14 protein-coding genes are annotated in these 16,975 nt (G+C 64.3%); 3 read left to right on the forward strand and 11 right to left on the reverse strand.

Translation table 11 applies throughout. The annotated features are described in order from the left end of the window. Positions 1 to 12: 12 nt before the first annotated feature. From ACVWY5_RS14820 to ACVWY5_RS14830, 3 genes are all read right to left on the reverse strand, one after another. Complete coding sequence (locus ACVWY5_RS14820; protein WP_028332360.1) at positions 13 to 2,217, reverse strand: RNA degradosome polyphosphate kinase; 2,205 nt, start codon at positions 2,215 to 2,217, stop codon at positions 13 to 15. Between the two features lie 132 nt (positions 2,218 to 2,349). Further along, positions 2,350 to 3,027, reverse strand: a complete 678-nt coding sequence (locus ACVWY5_RS14825; RefSeq protein ID WP_028332359.1) for a P-loop NTPase family protein — start codon at positions 3,025 to 3,027, stop codon at positions 2,350 to 2,352. Between the two features lie 88 nt (positions 3,028 to 3,115). Next, positions 3,116 to 3,658, reverse strand: a complete 543-nt coding sequence (locus ACVWY5_RS14830; protein ID WP_028332358.1) for a CDP-alcohol phosphatidyltransferase family protein — start codon at positions 3,656 to 3,658, stop codon at positions 3,116 to 3,118. Between the two features lie 160 nt (positions 3,659 to 3,818). On the opposite strand from ACVWY5_RS14830, the gene purM reads away from it, so the two are divergent. Together purM and purN are read left to right on the forward strand one after the other, a co-directional pair. Further along, entirely contained in the window at positions 3,819 to 4,892 is a 1,074-nt protein-coding gene (purM, locus tag ACVWY5_RS14835; protein WP_028332357.1) for a phosphoribosylformylglycinamidine cyclo-ligase, read from the forward strand. Beyond that, the gene (gene purN / locus ACVWY5_RS14840; RefSeq protein ID WP_028332356.1) at positions 4,889 to 5,539 is read left to right on the forward strand and encodes a phosphoribosylglycinamide formyltransferase; all 651 of its coding nucleotides are present in this window, start codon (positions 4,889 to 4,891) and stop codon (positions 5,537 to 5,539) included. Before purM ends, purN begins: the two co-directional genes overlap by 4 nt. A 77-nt stretch (positions 5,540 to 5,616) precedes the next feature. Here the strand turns inward: purN and ACVWY5_RS14845 are convergent, their stop codons facing one another. Further along, complete coding sequence (locus ACVWY5_RS14845; protein ID WP_016847412.1) at positions 5,617 to 5,820, reverse strand: cold-shock protein; 204 nt, start codon at positions 5,818 to 5,820, stop codon at positions 5,617 to 5,619. A 354-nt stretch (positions 5,821 to 6,174) separates the two neighbouring features. Then, positions 6,175 to 7,323 carry a ribonuclease D gene (gene rnd / locus ACVWY5_RS14850; RefSeq protein WP_028332355.1) on the reverse strand — a complete coding sequence of 383 codons (1,149 nt, stop codon included), beginning with the start codon at positions 7,321 to 7,323 and terminating at the stop codon, positions 6,175 to 6,177. 750 nt (positions 7,324 to 8,073) lie between these two features. On the opposite strand from rnd, the gene ACVWY5_RS14855 reads away from it, so the two are divergent. Further along, positions 8,074 to 11,541, forward strand: coding sequence for an AAA family ATPase (locus ACVWY5_RS14855; RefSeq protein WP_028352415.1), 3,468 nt, complete (start codon positions 8,074 to 8,076; stop codon positions 11,539 to 11,541). 151 nt (positions 11,542 to 11,692) lie between these two features. On the opposite strand, the gene ACVWY5_RS14860 is transcribed toward ACVWY5_RS14855, so the two are convergent. The 6 genes from ACVWY5_RS14860 to ACVWY5_RS14885 all read right to left on the reverse strand — a co-directional run bounded on the left by ACVWY5_RS14860 (position 11,693) and on the right by ACVWY5_RS14885 (position 16,911). After that, positions 11,693 to 12,805, reverse strand: coding sequence for an acyltransferase family protein (locus ACVWY5_RS14860; RefSeq protein ID WP_028352416.1), 1,113 nt, complete (start codon positions 12,803 to 12,805; stop codon positions 11,693 to 11,695). A gap of 112 nt (positions 12,806 to 12,917) precedes the next feature. Beyond that, a complete protein-coding gene (chrA, locus tag ACVWY5_RS14865; protein ID WP_028332353.1) occupies positions 12,918 to 14,141 on the reverse strand; it encodes a chromate efflux transporter in 1,224 nt (407 codons plus the stop codon). Positions 14,142 to 14,476: 335 nt separating this feature from the next. After that, on the reverse strand, positions 14,477 to 14,998 hold the full coding sequence (locus tag ACVWY5_RS14870; RefSeq protein ID WP_028332352.1) for an OsmC family protein: 522 nt from the start codon (positions 14,996 to 14,998) through the stop codon (positions 14,477 to 14,479). A gap of 161 nt (positions 14,999 to 15,159) precedes the next feature. Further along, complete coding sequence (locus tag ACVWY5_RS14875) at positions 15,160 to 15,654, reverse strand: YciE/YciF ferroxidase family protein (protein WP_028332351.1); 495 nt, start codon at positions 15,652 to 15,654, stop codon at positions 15,160 to 15,162. Positions 15,655 to 15,690: 36 nt separating this feature from the next. Next, the gene (locus tag ACVWY5_RS14880) at positions 15,691 to 15,894 is read right to left on the reverse strand and encodes a hypothetical protein (RefSeq protein WP_038377181.1); all 204 of its coding nucleotides are present in this window, start codon (positions 15,892 to 15,894) and stop codon (positions 15,691 to 15,693) included. A gap of 117 nt (positions 15,895 to 16,011) precedes the next feature. Beyond that, complete coding sequence (locus tag ACVWY5_RS14885; RefSeq protein ID WP_028332350.1) at positions 16,012 to 16,911, reverse strand: LysR family transcriptional regulator; 900 nt, start codon at positions 16,909 to 16,911, stop codon at positions 16,012 to 16,014. Positions 16,912 to 16,975 lie beyond the last annotated feature (64 nt).

A 16,975-nucleotide genomic window follows, 5' to 3' on the forward strand; every position in this document is an offset into this window, starting at 1 on the left:
CGTAAGCCCCCCTTAAGACGATGGCTGCTGACGCTCGTTGCGACGCGTGAGACGGCGCGGTGAAGATTCCTTGAGAGACTTACCACGGCCGGACAGACTCGGATTTGTCATGAAGTAGTCATGCAGATTGAAGGGCTCTTCGCCTTTCGCGGCCTTCATACGCGTTGACGACCCGTCCGGCAACAATTGCCAGCTTTGCTCGGTGTCCTTCAGGTTCGCGACCATGATCTGTTCGAGAACCTGCTGATGCACCGTGGGATTTTGCAGCGGACAGAGAACCTCGACGCGGCGGTCGAGGTTCCGCGGCATCATGTCGGCGGACGAGATATACACAGCAGCTTTTGTGCTCGGCAGGCCCTGGCCCATGCCGAAGCAATAGATTCGGCCGTGTTCCAGGAACCGGCCGATCACCGATTTGACGCGGATGTTCTCCGACAGTCCCGGCAGCCCCGGCCGCAGGCAGCAGATGCCGCGCACCACGAGCTCGACCGAGACGCCGGCCTGCGAGGCCTCGTACAGCGCGTCGATGATATCAGGATCGACCAGCGCGTTCATCTTCATCCAGACCGCGCCGGGGCGGCCGTGCTTGACGTGGGCGATCTCGCCGTGGATGTGCTCGATGATCCGCTTGCGTAGCGTCAGCGGCGACACCGCCATCTTCTCGATGTCGCTCGGCTCGGCATAGCCCGTGATGTAGTTGAAGACCCGCGCGACGTCGCGACCGATGATCGGATCCGAGGTGAAGTAGGAGAGGTCGGTGTAGATGCGCGCGGTGACCGGGTGATAGTTGCCGGTGCCGGTGTGCACATAGGTCGTGAGATTGCCGCCCTCGCGGCGCACCACCATCGACAGCTTGGCATGCGTCTTCAATTCGATGAAGCCGTAGACCACCTGCACGCCGGCGCGTTCGAGGTCGCGGGCCCAGCGGATGTTGGCTTCCTCGTCGAAGCGCGCCTTCAGCTCGATCAGCGCGGTCACCGACTTGCCGGCCTCGGCGGCTTCCGCCAGCGCGCGTACGATCGGCGAGTTGTTCGAGGTGCGATACAGCGTCTGCTTGATCGCGACCACGTCGGGATCGCGTGCCGCCTGCTGCAGGAACTGCACCACGACGTCGAAGGATTCATAGGGGTGATGGACCACGAGGTCCTTCTGGCGGATGGCGGCGAAGATATCGCCGCCATGATCGCGTACCCGCTCGGGATGGCGCGGCACGTAGGGCGGGAATTCGAGGTCGGGGCGATTGAGGCGGGTGAGCTGCGACAGCTCGTTCATCGCCAGCACGCCGTCGACCAGGATCACTTCGTCGTCTGCGGCCGACAAGGCGTGCTGCACGAAGATGCGCAGCTCTTCGGGCATCGTGGCCTCGATCTCGAGCCGGATCACCGACCCGCGGCGGCGGCGCTTGAGCGCGGTCTCGAACAGGCGAACGAGGTCTTCGGCCTCTTCCTCGATTTCGAGTTCGGAGTCCCTGATGATGCGGAATGCGCCCTGGCCCTTGACGGTGTAGCCGGGGAACAGGCGGCCGATGAAGAGACCGGTAGCCTGCTCGAGCGTGATCAGCCGCGCCGGAGCGCCTTCCTTGGTGGAGGGGATGCGGATGAAGCGGTCGATCTTGCCGGGCATGCGGATCAGCGCGTTCATCGCCTTGCCGTCGGAGATGCGCGACAATTGCAGCGCCACCGTGAAGCCGAGATTCGGGATGAACGGGAACGGATGCGCCGGGTCGATCGCCAGCGGGGTCAGCAGCGGGAAGATGTTGTGAAGGAAATGATCCTCGATCCAGCTGCGTTCGGGCTTGGTGACGTCGCGGCCGTCGACCAGCTGGATGCCGACCTTGGAGAGGATATCCCGCAGGTCACTCCAGATCGCCTGCTGATCGGAGGCGAGCTGCGAGACGGTCTTGTTGATCATCACGAGCTGATCGGCCGGCAGCAGGCCGTCCGGGCTGCGCTCGGTAATGCCCTCGCGGACCTGCGCCTTGATGCCGGCGACACGGACCATGAAGAACTCGTCGAGGTTATTCGCCGAAATCGACAGGAAGCGGACCCGCTCCAGCACGGGATGGCCGAGATTGACCGATTCCTCGAGCACCCGCCGGTTGAAGTGCAGCCAGGAGAGCTCCCGGTTAATGAAGCGCTCGGGGCTGGACGCGATTGCGGGAATGGCGGGAAAATCCGCCTCTTTTTCTTTGATTTCAGTAGCTTGTGCCGAGTCCATCAAGTGCTGGTCCAATTCAGGGCAGGGGCCGGGGCGGTCTAGCCGAGAGCCGCAGAGACCATGTGATATTGCGATGACGTTTCGATGACATTGATGTTCCGCTCGCCTGCGCCGTCAAGCCGCGGGGATGGATCAGGCATCGCGCAACAGCTCCGCCGCCAGCGCCCGCGTGACGGGACGGCCGAGCCGGAGTGCCTCGGTATCCAGGAGCTCGACCGCCTGCCGGACGGCAACGTAGGAACGCTCGATCCGGTTGCTCAGATAGCTGACCAGCGGTTCGTCCACGCTCATCTGGCGGTCGGCGCAGAACTTGACGATCAGGCCGCGGAACAGCTGGTCGTCCGGTGGCAGCAGCGTCACGGTCGGCACCGCGCGGAGCCGCGACCGCAGGTCGCGCAATTCGATCTCGAACGCCGACGGCGGAACGCGTGCCGTGATCAGCACGTAGGCATCGTCCTGGCGCGCCAGATTCATCAGATGAAACATCGCGCGCTCGTCGAAATCCGACGGCCTCAGGTCCTCGACCACCAGCGCACCGGTCGCAAGCGCGGTCGGCACCGTGTCGGCGGTCAGCGCATGCGCCGCGGTCGAGCGCGCGCCGGCGCTCTCGGCCCAGATCGCGGCGAGGTGACTTTTGCCGGAGCCGTCAGGCCCGACCAGCAGCATGATTCGGTTCGGCCAGTCCGGCCAGCCGTCGATCAGCGCCAGCGCCGCCTCATTGGCAGGGCCCTCGAGGAAATCGTCGCGGGTCAGCTTCTCCTCGTGCGGCAGGGCCAAGGCCAATTGACGAGGTTGAACGCTACTGGCCACACAAGTCTCCAAACCACTTCATTATAGCCATGCGCAAACGCGTCGCGTTTGTCGCGGGAAAACCGGCTTCCACTTTTCCGGATCCCGCCTACCGAGCTTCGATCGTGCTCATGTGCCGCACCCACTCCACGAGATAGAGGGACACCGAACCCAAAGTAAAGATCGTGACCAAGCCCATCAGGATCAGGTCGTAAGGGTGCGGCTGAAAGCCGAAGCCGAGCGAGGCCAGCACCAGTGCCGCGAACGCGACCTGCGCCACCGTGTTGAGCTTCGACACCATCAGCGGCTTCATCTCGACCGGCTTGTCGAACAGCCATGACACGATCACGGCGGAGACGATCATGATGTCGCGCGACACCACGAGAATCACGATCCAGCGCGGCACCGCGCCCCAGATTCCGAGCGCGACATAGATCGACACCAGGAGCGCCTTGTCGGCGAGCGGATCGAGCAGGGCGCCGAGTTCGCTCGTCATGTTGAAGCGCTTGGCGAGGAAACCGTCGACCGCGTCCGAGACGCCGGCGATCACGAAGATCGCGAACGCGATCTCCATCTGGCTGGACACGATGGCCCAGACGATCACCGGCACCAGGATGATGCGGCCGAGGGTGATGATGTTCGGAATGCTCAACTTGGGTCGCTTCCCGGCTAGGAGCCTGATTTTACTCGATATCCGGCCCTTTTGCGCAGTGGCCTTGTGTTATCTACATAGTATCGCGGCAGCAGCGCCGCGAGCCATTGCGCGGCGGCGGAATTCCTCGTAACCAGCCCCTGATCATCTGGAATTGGGCATGACCGAGCGCAAAAACGGGCTCACTTACGCGGATTCGGGTGTCGATATCGACGCCGGCAATCGATTGGTCGATCTGATCAAGCCGATGGTGCGGGCCACCGCGCGGCCTGGCGCGGACGCCGAGATCGGCGGTTTCGGCGGGCTGTTCGACCTCAAGGCCGCCGGCTTCAAGGATCCGGTCCTGGTGGCCGCGACCGATGGCGTCGGCACCAAGCTGAAGATCGCGATCGAGACCGGCATTCATGGCGGCATCGGCATCGATCTGGTCGCGATGTCGGTCAACGACCTCGTCGTGCAGGGCGCGGAACCGCTGTTCTTCCTCGACTATTTCGCCTGCGGCAAGCTCCATCCGGAGGCCACCGCGCAGATCGTCGCCGGCATCGCCGAGGGCTGCCGGGAATCCGGCTGCGCGCTGATCGGCGGCGAAACCGCCGAGATGCCCGGGCTCTACAAGGATGGCGATTACGACCTCGGGGGCTTCGCGGTCGGCGCGGCCGAGCGCGGCACGCTGCTGCCGACCGCGGATATCGCGGCGGGCGATGCCGTGATCGGGCTGGGTTCCTCCGGCGTGCACTCCAACGGCTATTCGCTGGTGCGCAAGATCGTCGAGCAGTCCGGCGTTGCCTATGACGCGCCGGCGCCGTTCGCGCCGGTCATGACGCTTGGCGCGGCGCTGCTGACGCCGACCAGGCTCTATGTGAAATCCTGCCTGCGCGCGATCCGCGACACCGGCGCGGTGAAGGGCCTCGCCCACATCACCGGCGGCGGCTTCACCGACAACATTCCGCGCGTGCTGCCGAAGCATCTCGGCGTCGGCATCGATCTGGCGCGGCTGCCGGTGCTGCCGGTGTTCAAATGGCTGGCCGAGCAGGGCGGCATCGCCGAGCTCGAGCTGCTGCGCACCTTCAACTGCGGCATCGGCATGATCGCGATCGTCAAGGCTGATGCGGTCGACGCCGTGACCGAGGCGTTCACCGCCGGCGGCGAGACCGCGACGCTGCTCGGCGAGGTGATCGAGGCCAAGGGCGAGCATCGCGTGGTCTATAACGGTCATCTCGATCTCTCGCGATGAAGCGCCGCGTCGCCATCCTGATCTCCGGCCGCGGCTCCAACATGGCCGCGCTGATCGAGGCTGCGAAGGCTGCGGATTTCCCAGCCGAGATCGTCGCCGTGATATCCAACCGCGCCGATGCTGCCGGGCTCGAAAAGGCGGCCGCGAGCGGCATTGCGACCATCGTCATCGAGAGCAAGCCGTTCGGCAAGGACCGCGCCGGCTTCGAGGCCGTGCTGCAGCGCGCGCTCGATGACAGGCAGGTCGAGCTGATCTGCCTCGGCGGCTTCATGCGGCTGTTCACCGCCGAGTTCGCGCGGCACTGGTACGGGCGGATGCTCAACATCCATCCCTCGCTGCTGCCCTGTTTTCCGGGCCTCGATCCGCACGGCCAGGCGTTGCGTGCAGGGGTCAAGCTGTCCGGAGCGACGGTGCATTTCGTGATCCCGGAGACCGACGCCGGACCGATCGTGATGCAGGGCGCGGTCACGGTCGCTGACGACGACACCGCCGAGACGCTCGCCGCGCGCGTGATCAGCATCGAGCATCGCATCTATCCGGAGGCGCTGCGGCTGCTGGCAAGCGGCCGGCTCAAGCTCGAAGGCGATCTCTGCAAGACCGCGGGCAGCGGCGCAACCGACGATACGCTGATCGCGCCGGCGCCCTAGCGCGCGGTTGCAGGAGACATCCCCCGGGGTGATGCGGCCGGGGGAGGCATCAGGATGAATTCCGCTGGCAGCGGCGTTCAGTGAACCTTGAGGTTCTCTGCCGACGCCTTGCCGCGGTTCTCCACCAGCTCGTACTCGACGGACTGGTTCTCGTTCAATGTGCTGAGGCCCGCGCGCTCGACCGCCGAGATGTGGACGAACACGTCCTTGTCGCCGACGGCTGGCTTGATGAACCCGTAACCTTTGGTCGGGTTGAACCATTTGACGGTACCCTTCGGCATCGTCTCTCTCCCAGTTTAGACATAAAAAAGACGCGGCCACGTTTTCCACGTGCCACGCCACAAGCGGACTTTGCGCTGTCTGTTCACTTTCCGGGTCGTCAGATCCAAAGTCTTCAAGTCCGAAGTTTCGCCTCTCGAAGCCTGTACATCGAAGCCTTGGATATCAACGTCGCGAAACGCACAGTCGAACGGCCGCAATCCGATTGTGAAGGGATTGCAACACGAAAATTGCGCCTTAGCAAGCGCGGTGGTTTTGCGTGACGCAACCTCAGCCTGTGCCGGTCGAACTCCGGGGTAACGCGTTCGGCCACTGGCCGACTGCCGGCGGAACCCGGCGCGCACCAGGCGAACGCGCTAACTCCGGTCCACCCGCACCACGCGGCCCTTGTCGATCGCGAGCGCGAGCTGGCCGTGCTTGAGCTTGAGCGCGGCCTCGCCGAACAGTTCGCGGCGCCAGCCGTGCAGGGCGCCGACCTCGGCCTGATCGCTGGCCGCGATCTGCTCGAGGTCGTCGACGGTGGCGATCACCTTGCTGGCGACGCCGTGCCGCTCCGAGGTCATGCGCAGCAGCACCTTCAACAGTTCGACGGTCGCCGCACCGTTGGAATTGTTTCTCGGCTTTTCCAGCTTGGGCAGCGTCGCCTGGTCGCGGGCGAGCCCGCGCTGCACGGCGGCAATGATGTCGGCGCCCCATTTCGAGCGCTCAAAGCCCTTCGGCAGCGAGCGCAGATTGCCGAGCTTCTCCAGCGAGGTCGGCGCATGGGTGGCGATATCGCCGACCGCATCGTCCTTGAGCACGCGCGAACGCGGCACGTCGCGGCTCTGCGCCTCCTGCTCGCGCCAGGCCGCGACCTCGATCAGCACCGCGAGCTCGCGCGGCTTGCGCACGCGGGTCTTGAGCCGCTCCCAGGCACGCTCCGGATGGAAGTCGTAGGTCTTCGGCGAGGTCAGGACCTCCATCTCCTCGCTGACCCAGTCGCTGCGGTCGCGCTTCTTCAGATCGGCATCGAGGGCTGCGAACACTTCGCGCAGATGGGTGACGTCGGAGACGGCGTAATGCAGCTGCTCGTCGGTCAGTGGGCGGCGCGACCAGTCGGTGAAGCGATGGGTCTTGTCGGGGCGGTGGCCGGTGACGCGGTCGACGAGCTGGTCATAGGCGATGCTGTCGCCATAGCCGAGCACCATGGCGGCGACCTGGGTATCGAAGATCGGATGCGGGATCGTGCCGGAGAGGTGCCAGACGATTTCGATGTCCTGCCGCGCGGCGTGGAATACCTTGAGCACGGCCTCGTTCGACATCAGGTCGAAGAACGGCTTGAGGTCGATGCCGGGTGCCAGCGCGTCGACCACGACCGCTTCGTCCGCGCTCGCCATCTGCACGACGCAGAGCAGCGGATAGTAGGTCGTCTCCCGCAGGAACTCGGTGTCGACAGTGATGACCTTGTGTTTGGCGAGCCGGTCGCAGGCGGCGGCGAGGTCGGAGGTCGTGCTAATCAAATCCATGAAGTGTCCATAACGGCTTGACCCCACGCGTTCTGCCGAAAGGGCAGCTATGTCAAGGGTCTTGCAGGGATTTTGGCCCTGCTTGGGGCGAGGGACAGGGTATTTTTGAATTGATTGGGCGTGATTCGAGGGTGTTTTCGGCCCGGTCGTGCCGACAATTCGTCGGTCGTGCGGGCGAAAGGCGTGACCCGTAGCCGCCGGAATTCGTAGGTCGGGCGATCGCGGCCCCGGCGGCGCGCGGCAATGGGCATTGGGGGTGACGGGTCGTGGCTCCCGTGCGCAATTGCGCACGGGAGCAGGGACCCATAACCACAGGGATCTGTTGTTGAAGAGGGCTGTGGCCCGGCGCCGCGCAACAACTTGCATTTGTGGTTATGGGTCCCGGGTCAAGCCCGGGACGACACTGAGTTTGTTGCGCCTCTTGTGAGTCATGCTTCCGCATTCTCGCGACATGAGTTGCCCGAGTCTTGCTGTTCGTTTCGCGCTCTCTCAGAGGGCGCAGGGAAAGCCGGGTGCCGATCGCACCCATGGGCCCCGAGCAATGGGTAGCAAGCTCGGGGCGACCACGGCCAAAATACCGGCCCGTGCGCCATCTCGAATATCTGAGCGACCGAGGGCAGAGTGCGTCTTCGATCGGCCTGCTCCTTGTTTTCGCACTTTGTGAACGCGTCCAGTCTGGGGTAAACAAGCCGCTTGGCATCGTCGAACGAGGCCCATTGCCGCCAATGGCCCGCAGTCGGACGGATCACAATGCCGGAGAAACAGCCAAGCGCCGATATGGAGGCTGCTCTCAAGCACTGGCTCGAAACCGTTGATCTCGGCCAGTACAGCGACCTCTTTGTACTGCATCGCATCGGCTTGGACATCCTGCCCGATTTGACCGAGCAGGATCTGGTCGAGCTTGGACTTCCGCTGGGAGACCGCAAGCGCTTGCAGCGCGCGGTTGCTTCCCTGACCCGTTCGGCAGAAGGTCCCGCCGGCGGTAGGAGCGTCGCGGAAGGCGCGGCGGTGAGCGCCGAGCGGCGCCAGCTGACCGTGATGTTCTGCGACATGGTCGGTTCGACCTCGCTGTCCGAACAGTTCGATCCCGAAGACGTCCGCGACATGATCGCGAGCTTCAGGGAAAAGTGCGTCAGCGTGGTCAAGCGGTATGAAGGCTTCGCGGCCCGCTACCTCGGGGACGGCATTCTGGTCTATTTTGGCTATCCGAATGCCCATGAGGATGACGCCGAGCGGTCGGTGCGTGCGGCGCTCGAAATTGTACGGAGCCTGTCGTCGGCGAGAGCGAGTGACGCCCGCGACGTTACAAGTCATGGGCCCAGTGTGCGCATCGGGATTGCGACCGGCCTTGTTGTCGTCGGAGACCTGGTTGGACAGGATACCGAGGAGCACGATTCCGCAGTCGGCGAGACGCCAAATCTGGCTGCCCGTCTGCAGGCCTTGGCGCCTCCGGACGGCGTCGTCATTGCGTCTTCGACGCAATCCCTGCTGAGAGGAAAGTTCGACTACCAGGACTTCGGATTTCACGCGCTGAAGGGGATATCCGCGAAGGCCCAGGCCTGGCTCGTGGTTCGGCCCTGCCGCGCCGAGACGCGATTTGCCGCAGCCATGGGCTCCAGATTGACGCCGCTGGTCAACCGCACCGAAGAGGTGGCTTTGCTGCTCACGCGTTGGCAGCAAGCGAAAGCCCATGAGGGGCAGGTCGTGGTGCTGACGGGCGAGCCGGGAATTGGAAAGTCCAGGATCGTTCAGGAATTGCGGGAGCGGATCGCAGGTGATCAGCACGGACAAGTTTCGTTCCAGTGCTCTCCCTATTACAGCAGCACCGCTTTTCATCCCTTCATCGAGCATCTCAAATTCGCGCTCGGCCTTGACGGCGAGAACGCGTCTGCGCTTTGGCTGACAAAGCTTGAAGCTGGTGTCGCCGCTTCGAACGGCGAGGCGGACACAGTGGTCCCGATCCTTGCGGCGTTGCTTTCAATTCCCATCGGGGACCGCTACGCGGCCCTGGATCTCTCGCCGCAGCAGCTGAAGGATGCGACGATTTCCACGCTCGTCAACCGTCTGCTCGCGCAAGCACGCGGGCAGACGCTCCTGATCGATTTTGAGGACGTACATTGGATCGATCCCACCTCGCGGGCCGTGCTCGATCTGCTGGTGGAGAACGTTCGCAACAAGTCGATCCTCGTCGTGATCACCTGTCGTCCGGAGTTTCAGCCGGGCTGGAAGGATCACGCGCACACCATCAGTGCGAACCTCAAGCGTCTCGGCCGACAGGTCCGCACGATATTGGTTGAACGTGTGGCTGGAGAAAAGGAGCTTCCCAGAGAGGTGATTGAGGACATCATTGTCAAAACCGATGGTGTGCCGCTCTTCCTTGAAGAGCTGACCAAGGCCGTTCTCGAATCCGACGTCTTGACTGAACAACATGGACGTTACGTCTTGTCCGGTCCGTGGCATCAGCTCGCTATTCCCGCGACATTGAACGATTCCCTGATGGCCCGCCTCGACCGGATGGGATCATTCAAGAAAATCGCGCAGATCGGCGCCACCATCGGCCGCGAGTTCTCCTATGAGATCCTTCGCGAGGTTGCCGAGGCGCCGGCGGACCAGATCGAAGCCGCCCTGAACCATCTGGAGGCAGCCGGATTGATCGTCCGCTTCGGCTTTCTGCCGGAGGCGCTGTACTCGTTCAAGCACGTGATGATCCAGAATGCGGCGCATGAAAGCTTGTTGCACAGGGAAAGAAGGACGCTGCACTCCAAGATCGCACGCGTGCTCGCCGAAAAATATCCGGAAAAGATCGAACGCGAACCGGAGCTTCTCGCCTACCATCTGACCGAGTCTGGCCAAAGCGAGCCGGCTGCGGGTTTCTGGCTCAAGGCCGGAAAGCAGGCCGCGATGAAGGGTGCGACTCTGGAGGCGATCGGTCATTTGCGTCGTGGGCTCGGGGTTCTGCAAGCCTCACCCGGCATGCTGGGCCGAAACGAGTCCGAGCTTGAGCTTCGCATCGCCCTGGGCACTGCCCTGATCGCGGCAAAGGGATACGCCGTGCAGGAAGTCGAGGAGAACTATGTTCGCGCGCTCGAACTCGGCCGGAATCTTGGCAACATGGCGAAGGTCTTTGCGGCGACGCGCGGACTTTGGGTGTGCCATTTTATCCGCGGCGATCTCGCGCGGGCGCATGAGCTGAGCGCGGAGCTCCTGCAGTTCGCAAGGCGCGAGGCATCGAACCAAAGTTCGTCCGCGACGCAACAGACGGGATATCTGATCGAGGCGCATCGGGCGATCGCGATGACCATGCTGTACCGCGGGCGGTTTGTCGCCGCCGAACATCACCTTCATCGCTTCAGGAATCTGTATCGTCCCGATCTACACGGCGCCCTGACGGCAACGCATGGCATCCATCCTGGGATCGTCTCGCTCTCGTATCTCGGGTACGTGTCGTGGTTTCTGGGCCGCCCTGACGCGGCGCGCCGATATAGCCAGCAGGCTATTTCGGAAGCGGAAGACCTTCGCCACCCCTTCACGCTGTCGTTTGCACTGACATTCGGCGCTTACGTTTGCCAGCATCTACGCGATGTCGAAGGGACCCACGACTATACCAACAGGGCACTGGCTCTCTCATCGGAACACGGCTTCCTGCATTGGAAGCATCAGACAACCATCCTGCGAGGATGGGCGATGACCGAGCTTGGGAATGTCGATGAGGGATTGAACCAGATGCGAATGGCTATCGACGGTTACGAGGGCATGAGTGCCCGGCTCGCCAGTTGCTGGTTCAGGAGCCTGCTCGCGAAGGCCTATGCAAGTGCCGGCTTGCCGGATGCTGCCTTGCACGAACTCGACAGCGCATCGGCGATCGGGAGAAGAACGGGAGAGCATTTTTACGAAGCCGAGATCTATCGTCTGCAGGGTGAGATAACGCTCAATGACTCGAAATCATCGTCCGTCGAATCCGCCGAGCGAATGTTCCTCGCCGCGATCGAGCTGGCGCGCAGGCAAAGCGCGCGGTCCTTTGAATTGCGGTCAGCTGTCAGCCTGGCGCGCCTATGGCGACATTCCGGCAAACAGGCGCGAGCGGCTGAGCTGTTGCTACCCGTCGTTCGAACGTTCACGGAAGGTCTGTCTACGCCTGACGTCAAGGAAGCGCTCGAGCTGGCGAATGAACTGGCAATGGAAATGCCCGGAGATCATGAATGGAGCGGGCGGGTCTGAGCATACCGAGGCGCCCCGGGCGCTATCGGCCCGCCTAGCCTGACCGTCGTCACCACGCATCGCAGATGAATGATGGTGTTCGCTTCCGCCCACGGTTCGCGGCGGCGGCAACGTTGGGTGGATGCTGTTCCGGCGATGTGCGCCGGACTGATCAGCGGTTGGCGATGCTCCTGGCCTCGATTGGCGGGGCAACGTCGTCCCGATCAATCCGCGCTTCGTTCGCGTGAATGCGCGACGGCCATCCGTGCCGTGAGGCCAGCATCGTCAGCGTGTCCCTGACTAGATAATGCGCCGGGCCTTCGAGGAAGCGCCAGACGAACCATGCCAGCAGCACCATGCCCGTCACGACCAGCACGGTCGAGAGCGCGTCCGGCGTCGGTGTGATCAAGAGCAGGATGACGTAGCCGAGCTGCAGATGCAGCAGATAGAGCGGATAGGTGATGCCGCCGACGGCCCTGACGAGGCCTGCCGGCAGGGCTACCGACTTGATGCGGGTGGCAGCGAACACGATGCCGAGCGAGACGATGCAGATCACCGTCACGACGCCGGGATCGAAGCTGCCATGGGTGTGGACGCCGAGCCGCTCCAGCTTGTGCACGGCCTGGAACGTCGCCGTGCCTGTCGCCAGCGTCAGCAGGCTGTACAGCCTGGTGTCGCGCCGTCCCCGGTAATGCTCATAGATCAGGAGCCCGACGGCGAAGAAGCCGCTGTCGTCGGCCATGAACAGCTTCTCGAACAGGGGAACGTCGAGGGTCAGCTCGTTGGCGAAGGTGATTGCGATCCACGCCACGATGATCGTGTCGATGCGCCGCGGAAAGATGCCCCAGGCCAGGAACAGCGCGATCCAGGCGTAGAACACGACCTCGATCACCAGCGACCAGTAGGCGTCGTCCATGTAGGGCTGACCGAGCATCGGGGCTGCGATGAACAGGTTTGCCAGCCATTGCCCCCACGTCACGTGGAAGTACGCGTGGCCCAACAGCAGCGTCGCGAGGAAGGTCAGCGTCATGCAGATGACGAAGGTCGGATAGATCCGGCTGAAGCGGGCGATCGCGAAGCCAATCGGCGTGCGGCCTTCGGCGGAATAGGCAATGACGAAGCCAGAGATCGCGAAGAACACGGGGACGCCGAGGAAGCCGTATTGCGCGACCGGGGCGAGGTACGGCATCGCCACCTTTTGCACGCCGTTCGATGCCACGCCCCAGAAGCCGTAATGGTACAGGATCACGGCCCCGACCGCGGCGAGCCGCAGCAGGTCCAGCATGGGAACCCGGGTCGGATCCGGTTGTTTAGAGGCGCTCGGCATATATCCGCTATCGTGGCGGCGAGGCATGAAGGCGTTCTTAATCCGCCCGGCGAAACGACCGCGCGATCGTTCACGATTGCAGGAGCCCCGTGGCGATGCCGGCGGCCGCGCTGAGCACGACCACCACGAGCGGCGGCGCGCGCCATGCCGTGAGCAGGACGAAGCCGGCCAGCGCGATGCCGAAATCGAGCGGACGGTGGACGCTGCTGGTCCACACCGGATTGTAGAGCGCGGCCCCCAGAAGGCCGACGACGGCGGCGTTGACGCCGCGCATCATCGCCTGCGCCGCCGGCCGTTTGCGAAAGCTATCCCAGAACGGCAGTGCCGCGAGCAGGACGAGAATTCCTGGCAGGAAGATACCGACGAGGCCGACGATCGCGCCCGGCAGACCGCCGATCACGGCGCCGAGATAGGCGGCAAAGGTGAATAGCGGGCCCGGCACCGCCTGCGCGGCGCCGTAGCCGGTCAGGAACGCATCGTCGCCGATCCAGCCCGGCGTCACCACGGCTTCGCGCAGCAGCGGCAACACGACGTGGCCTCCGCCGAACACCAGCGCGCCCGAGCGGTAGAAGGCCTCGAACAGGCCGAGGCCGGGCCATGTCCGCGACAGCAGCGGCAGTCCGACCAACAGCGCGACGAACAGGATCAGCGCCGCGACGCCAACGCGGCGCGATACCGGCATCGCGATATGGGTGGCCCCGTTGGCCTCTTGCGCTCGGCAGAACCAAAGCCCGGCGACGGCGCCGAGCACGATGGCGCCGATCTGCGCGATCGACGACGAACTGGCGAGGATGACGAGTGCCGCGACCGTCGCGATCGAGGCGCGTTCGCGGTCGGGGCAGAGCGAGCGCGCCATGCCCCAGACGGCCTGGGCGACGATCGCCACCGCGACCAGCTTGAGGCCGTGCACCAGGCCGGTACCCGCCGGACCGCTCAATCCGCTTGCGCCGAAGGCAAACAGCACGAGCGCGATCGCAGACGGCAAAGTGAACCCGGTCCAGGCCGCCAGCGCCCCCAGGTATCCGGCGCGGATTAGGCCGAGCGAAAAGCCGACCTGGCTGCTCGCCGGGCCCGGCAGGAATTGGCAGAGCGCGACCAGGTCCGCATAGGCCTGCTCGTCAAGCCAGCGGCGGCGGGTGACGAACTCGTCGCGGAAATAGCCGATATGGGCGATCGGGCCGCCGAAGCAGCTGACGCCGAGCTTGAAGAAGATGAGCAGCACCTCGAGCGGCGAGTGCGTCGAGCTCGCGGTGGCGGGCGCTGGGCCTGGCTGCGGGACGTCGGTGTCGTTCAAGCGTCGTCAATTCCCGCAATTTGCGTCCAAGGTCAGGACTCGTCAGCGCGAGCATATCGCCATTCGATGACGTTTGAGCGCGTTATTTCTCGCGGCTCTCACTCGTAGCGGATGTTCTTCGACGGCCGGCGCGCGGCGGGCATCGCCAGCACGACGAGACAGAGCGCGATCATCGCCAATCCCATAAATTCGAATGCAAATGCGTCCACGGGCCATTCTCCCCCATCAGAAACAGTTAGACTTGTTGGGGGAGCGTTGACGCGCTGTTAAGCCTTATGGTTACCGCTGCCGGCCTCGGCGCATGGTGGAGAGTGAGTTAACGCTCACATGGCGCGTTAGGCGGCCACGCTCAACGGTCCGGTGCGCAGCTTCAGATCCACCGGCGTCGGGTTGCGCAGGATGTCCAGCACGGGGCAATGACGGTCGACGGTTTCCTTCAGCCGAGCGATGTCGGCCGCGGAGGCCGGGCTGTCGATGGCGACCTCGGCCTCGATCTGGCGGAAACCGGCTCGCACGTCTGGATCGACGCTGAAGAAGCCGCGCAGATCGATGGCACCCGACAGCTTGACGGACACGCCGTTGAGGGGAATGCCGAGCGCGTCGGCATAGAGCCGATAGGTGATCTCCTGGCATGCGCCGAGCGCGGCGAGGATGTACTCGACCGGGTTCGGTGCTGTGTCCTTGCCGCCCAGCGCCGGCGGCTCGTCGACGCTGACGTAGAATTGCCGCACGGCAACGCGGCTATTGACGCCGTCGCCGAGTTGCGAAGTCGCCTGGAACACGACCTGCGCCTGCGCCGGATCGGCGCCGAGCGCCTGTTGGGTGTCTGCGAAAACCTGCTTGAACCTGAAGCTCATCGTTCGTCTTCCCCATGGCATCGATCATGAGAGGCTGATCGAACGACTCACGCAGGGCAATAGTCGCGGGATAAAAACGACAGCAACTCCGCGAAGCGCGAATTTTTCAGCAGCATTTTTCCCGCGCGCGTAGATGCGTAGGATGAGTAGAGCCTGCGGCGTCACGCGGCGAGGGCGTCCTGGTTGATCTCGCCCTTGGCGAGCGCCGTCAGCAGCGTGTCGACGTGCCGCTCTTCCTCGAGACTGTCGTGCAGCAGCCGCTGATCGTCGCGCAGATTGAGCTGGCCGGCGAGGGCGGCCGCGCTGCCATAGGCGGCGATCTCGTAGTGCTCGAGCTTCTGCGCCGACGCGACGAGGCCGGCATCGCGCAGATTGTCGTCGGGCAGCAGCGAAACCATCTTGGCGGTCTCGTGGATCAGCGCCTGCATGGCCTGGTCGGTGTGCTCAAGCGGATCGGCCCCGTGCATCCGCAGCAGCGACTTCAACCGCTCGCCCTGCACGATGGTCTCGCGGTGATGGCGGCTGAACGCATCCTTGAGCGACGGATGCGAGGCGATCTCTGCCATCCGCGCCAGCGCCACGGCGAGCTGCTCCTCGACGCTTGCGAGTTCCTGAAGCTCGGCGACATACATGTCCTTGAAGCTGGTGATCTTCATCGTGGAATCCTTCTCGTTTCTTCGTTGTTTCGGCGTTCAGGCGGTGTGGCCGCCGGAACCGGAGTCGATCGGCGTCTTCTTGGCGCGTTGTGGCGTCATCTTCGCCGGGTCCGGTTGCCCGGGCACGCCGCGCGGCCCGAGTTGCCGGCGCTGCAGATCGTCCTCGGAGAAGGGCGGCTCGACGCCGTTCGGGTTGCTGCGCTCGATCGCGGTTTTCAGGTCGTCATCGCGCTGGTTCATGCTGGCGCTCCATCATCACGGCGGCACGGAACCTGGATCGGACGAGGCCGCCCGTTCCGCGCTGACCGGCCAACGATGCGCGCGCGAAATCGTTGCAAACAAATCGGGGGCGCGGCGCTACGCCACGAGCTTCGGCAGCGCGGCTGCGAGTGCATCCACCGCGAGCCGGACCTTGAGTGGCAATCGCGGCGTCGGCAGCCACAGCGCGTGGCAATCGTAGGGAAATTCCCCGTTGTCGCCGAGAACGCGGACCAGCGCGCCGGTGTCGAGGCGTTCACGCACCAGCCAGGAGGGCAGCCACGCCAGCCCCATGCCGCTCGCTGCGGCATCCGCGATGGCTTCGAGGTCGTCGAGCCTGAGCCGCCCGGCCGGCCAGACCTCGTGCGGCGCAAGACCGTCGCGCGGGAACAGCCAGGGGCGAACGCGGCCCGAGCGGCGGTAGACGATCGCCTGGTGCCGGCCGAGTTCGTCGAGCGTGCGCGGCCTGCCATGGGCCTTCAGATAGGTGCGCGAGCCGCACACCACCATGCGCTGGAGCGCGATGCGCCGCGCGATCACGCCGGATTGCTCGTTGAGCTCGCCGGTCCTGATCGCAAGGTCGTAACCGCCCTCCATCAGATCGGCGATCGGATCACCGAACGCGAGATCGAGCTCGAGCGCGGGATATTTCTGCGCGAGCTTCAGCAGCGTGGGGACGATGCAGTAGCGGCCGAGCAGCGACGGCATCGTCACCCGCAGCCGCCCGCGCGGCTGCGACGATTGATCGGAGGCGAGCGCGTCGGCGGCCTCGGCCTCGCCGAGCACGATGCGGCAGCGCTCGTAATAGGCTTGCCCTGAATCGGTCAGGCTCTGCCGGCGCGTGGTGCGATGGAGCAGGCGGACGCCGAGCCGTTGTTCGAGGAAGCGCACATGCTTGCCGACCATCGGGGCCGACATCTCGAGCGCATCGGCGGCGGCCGCGAACGAGCCGAGATCGACCGCCCTGACGAAGACGGCCATGCTGGTGAGGCGATCCAATTCAAAACTCCTGGTTTCGATTGTCGGAACTACCGGGTGATTTATCCGGGGATCGCCGCCGGGC

This window comes from Bradyrhizobium sp. USDA 3256, from assembly GCF_054058275.1.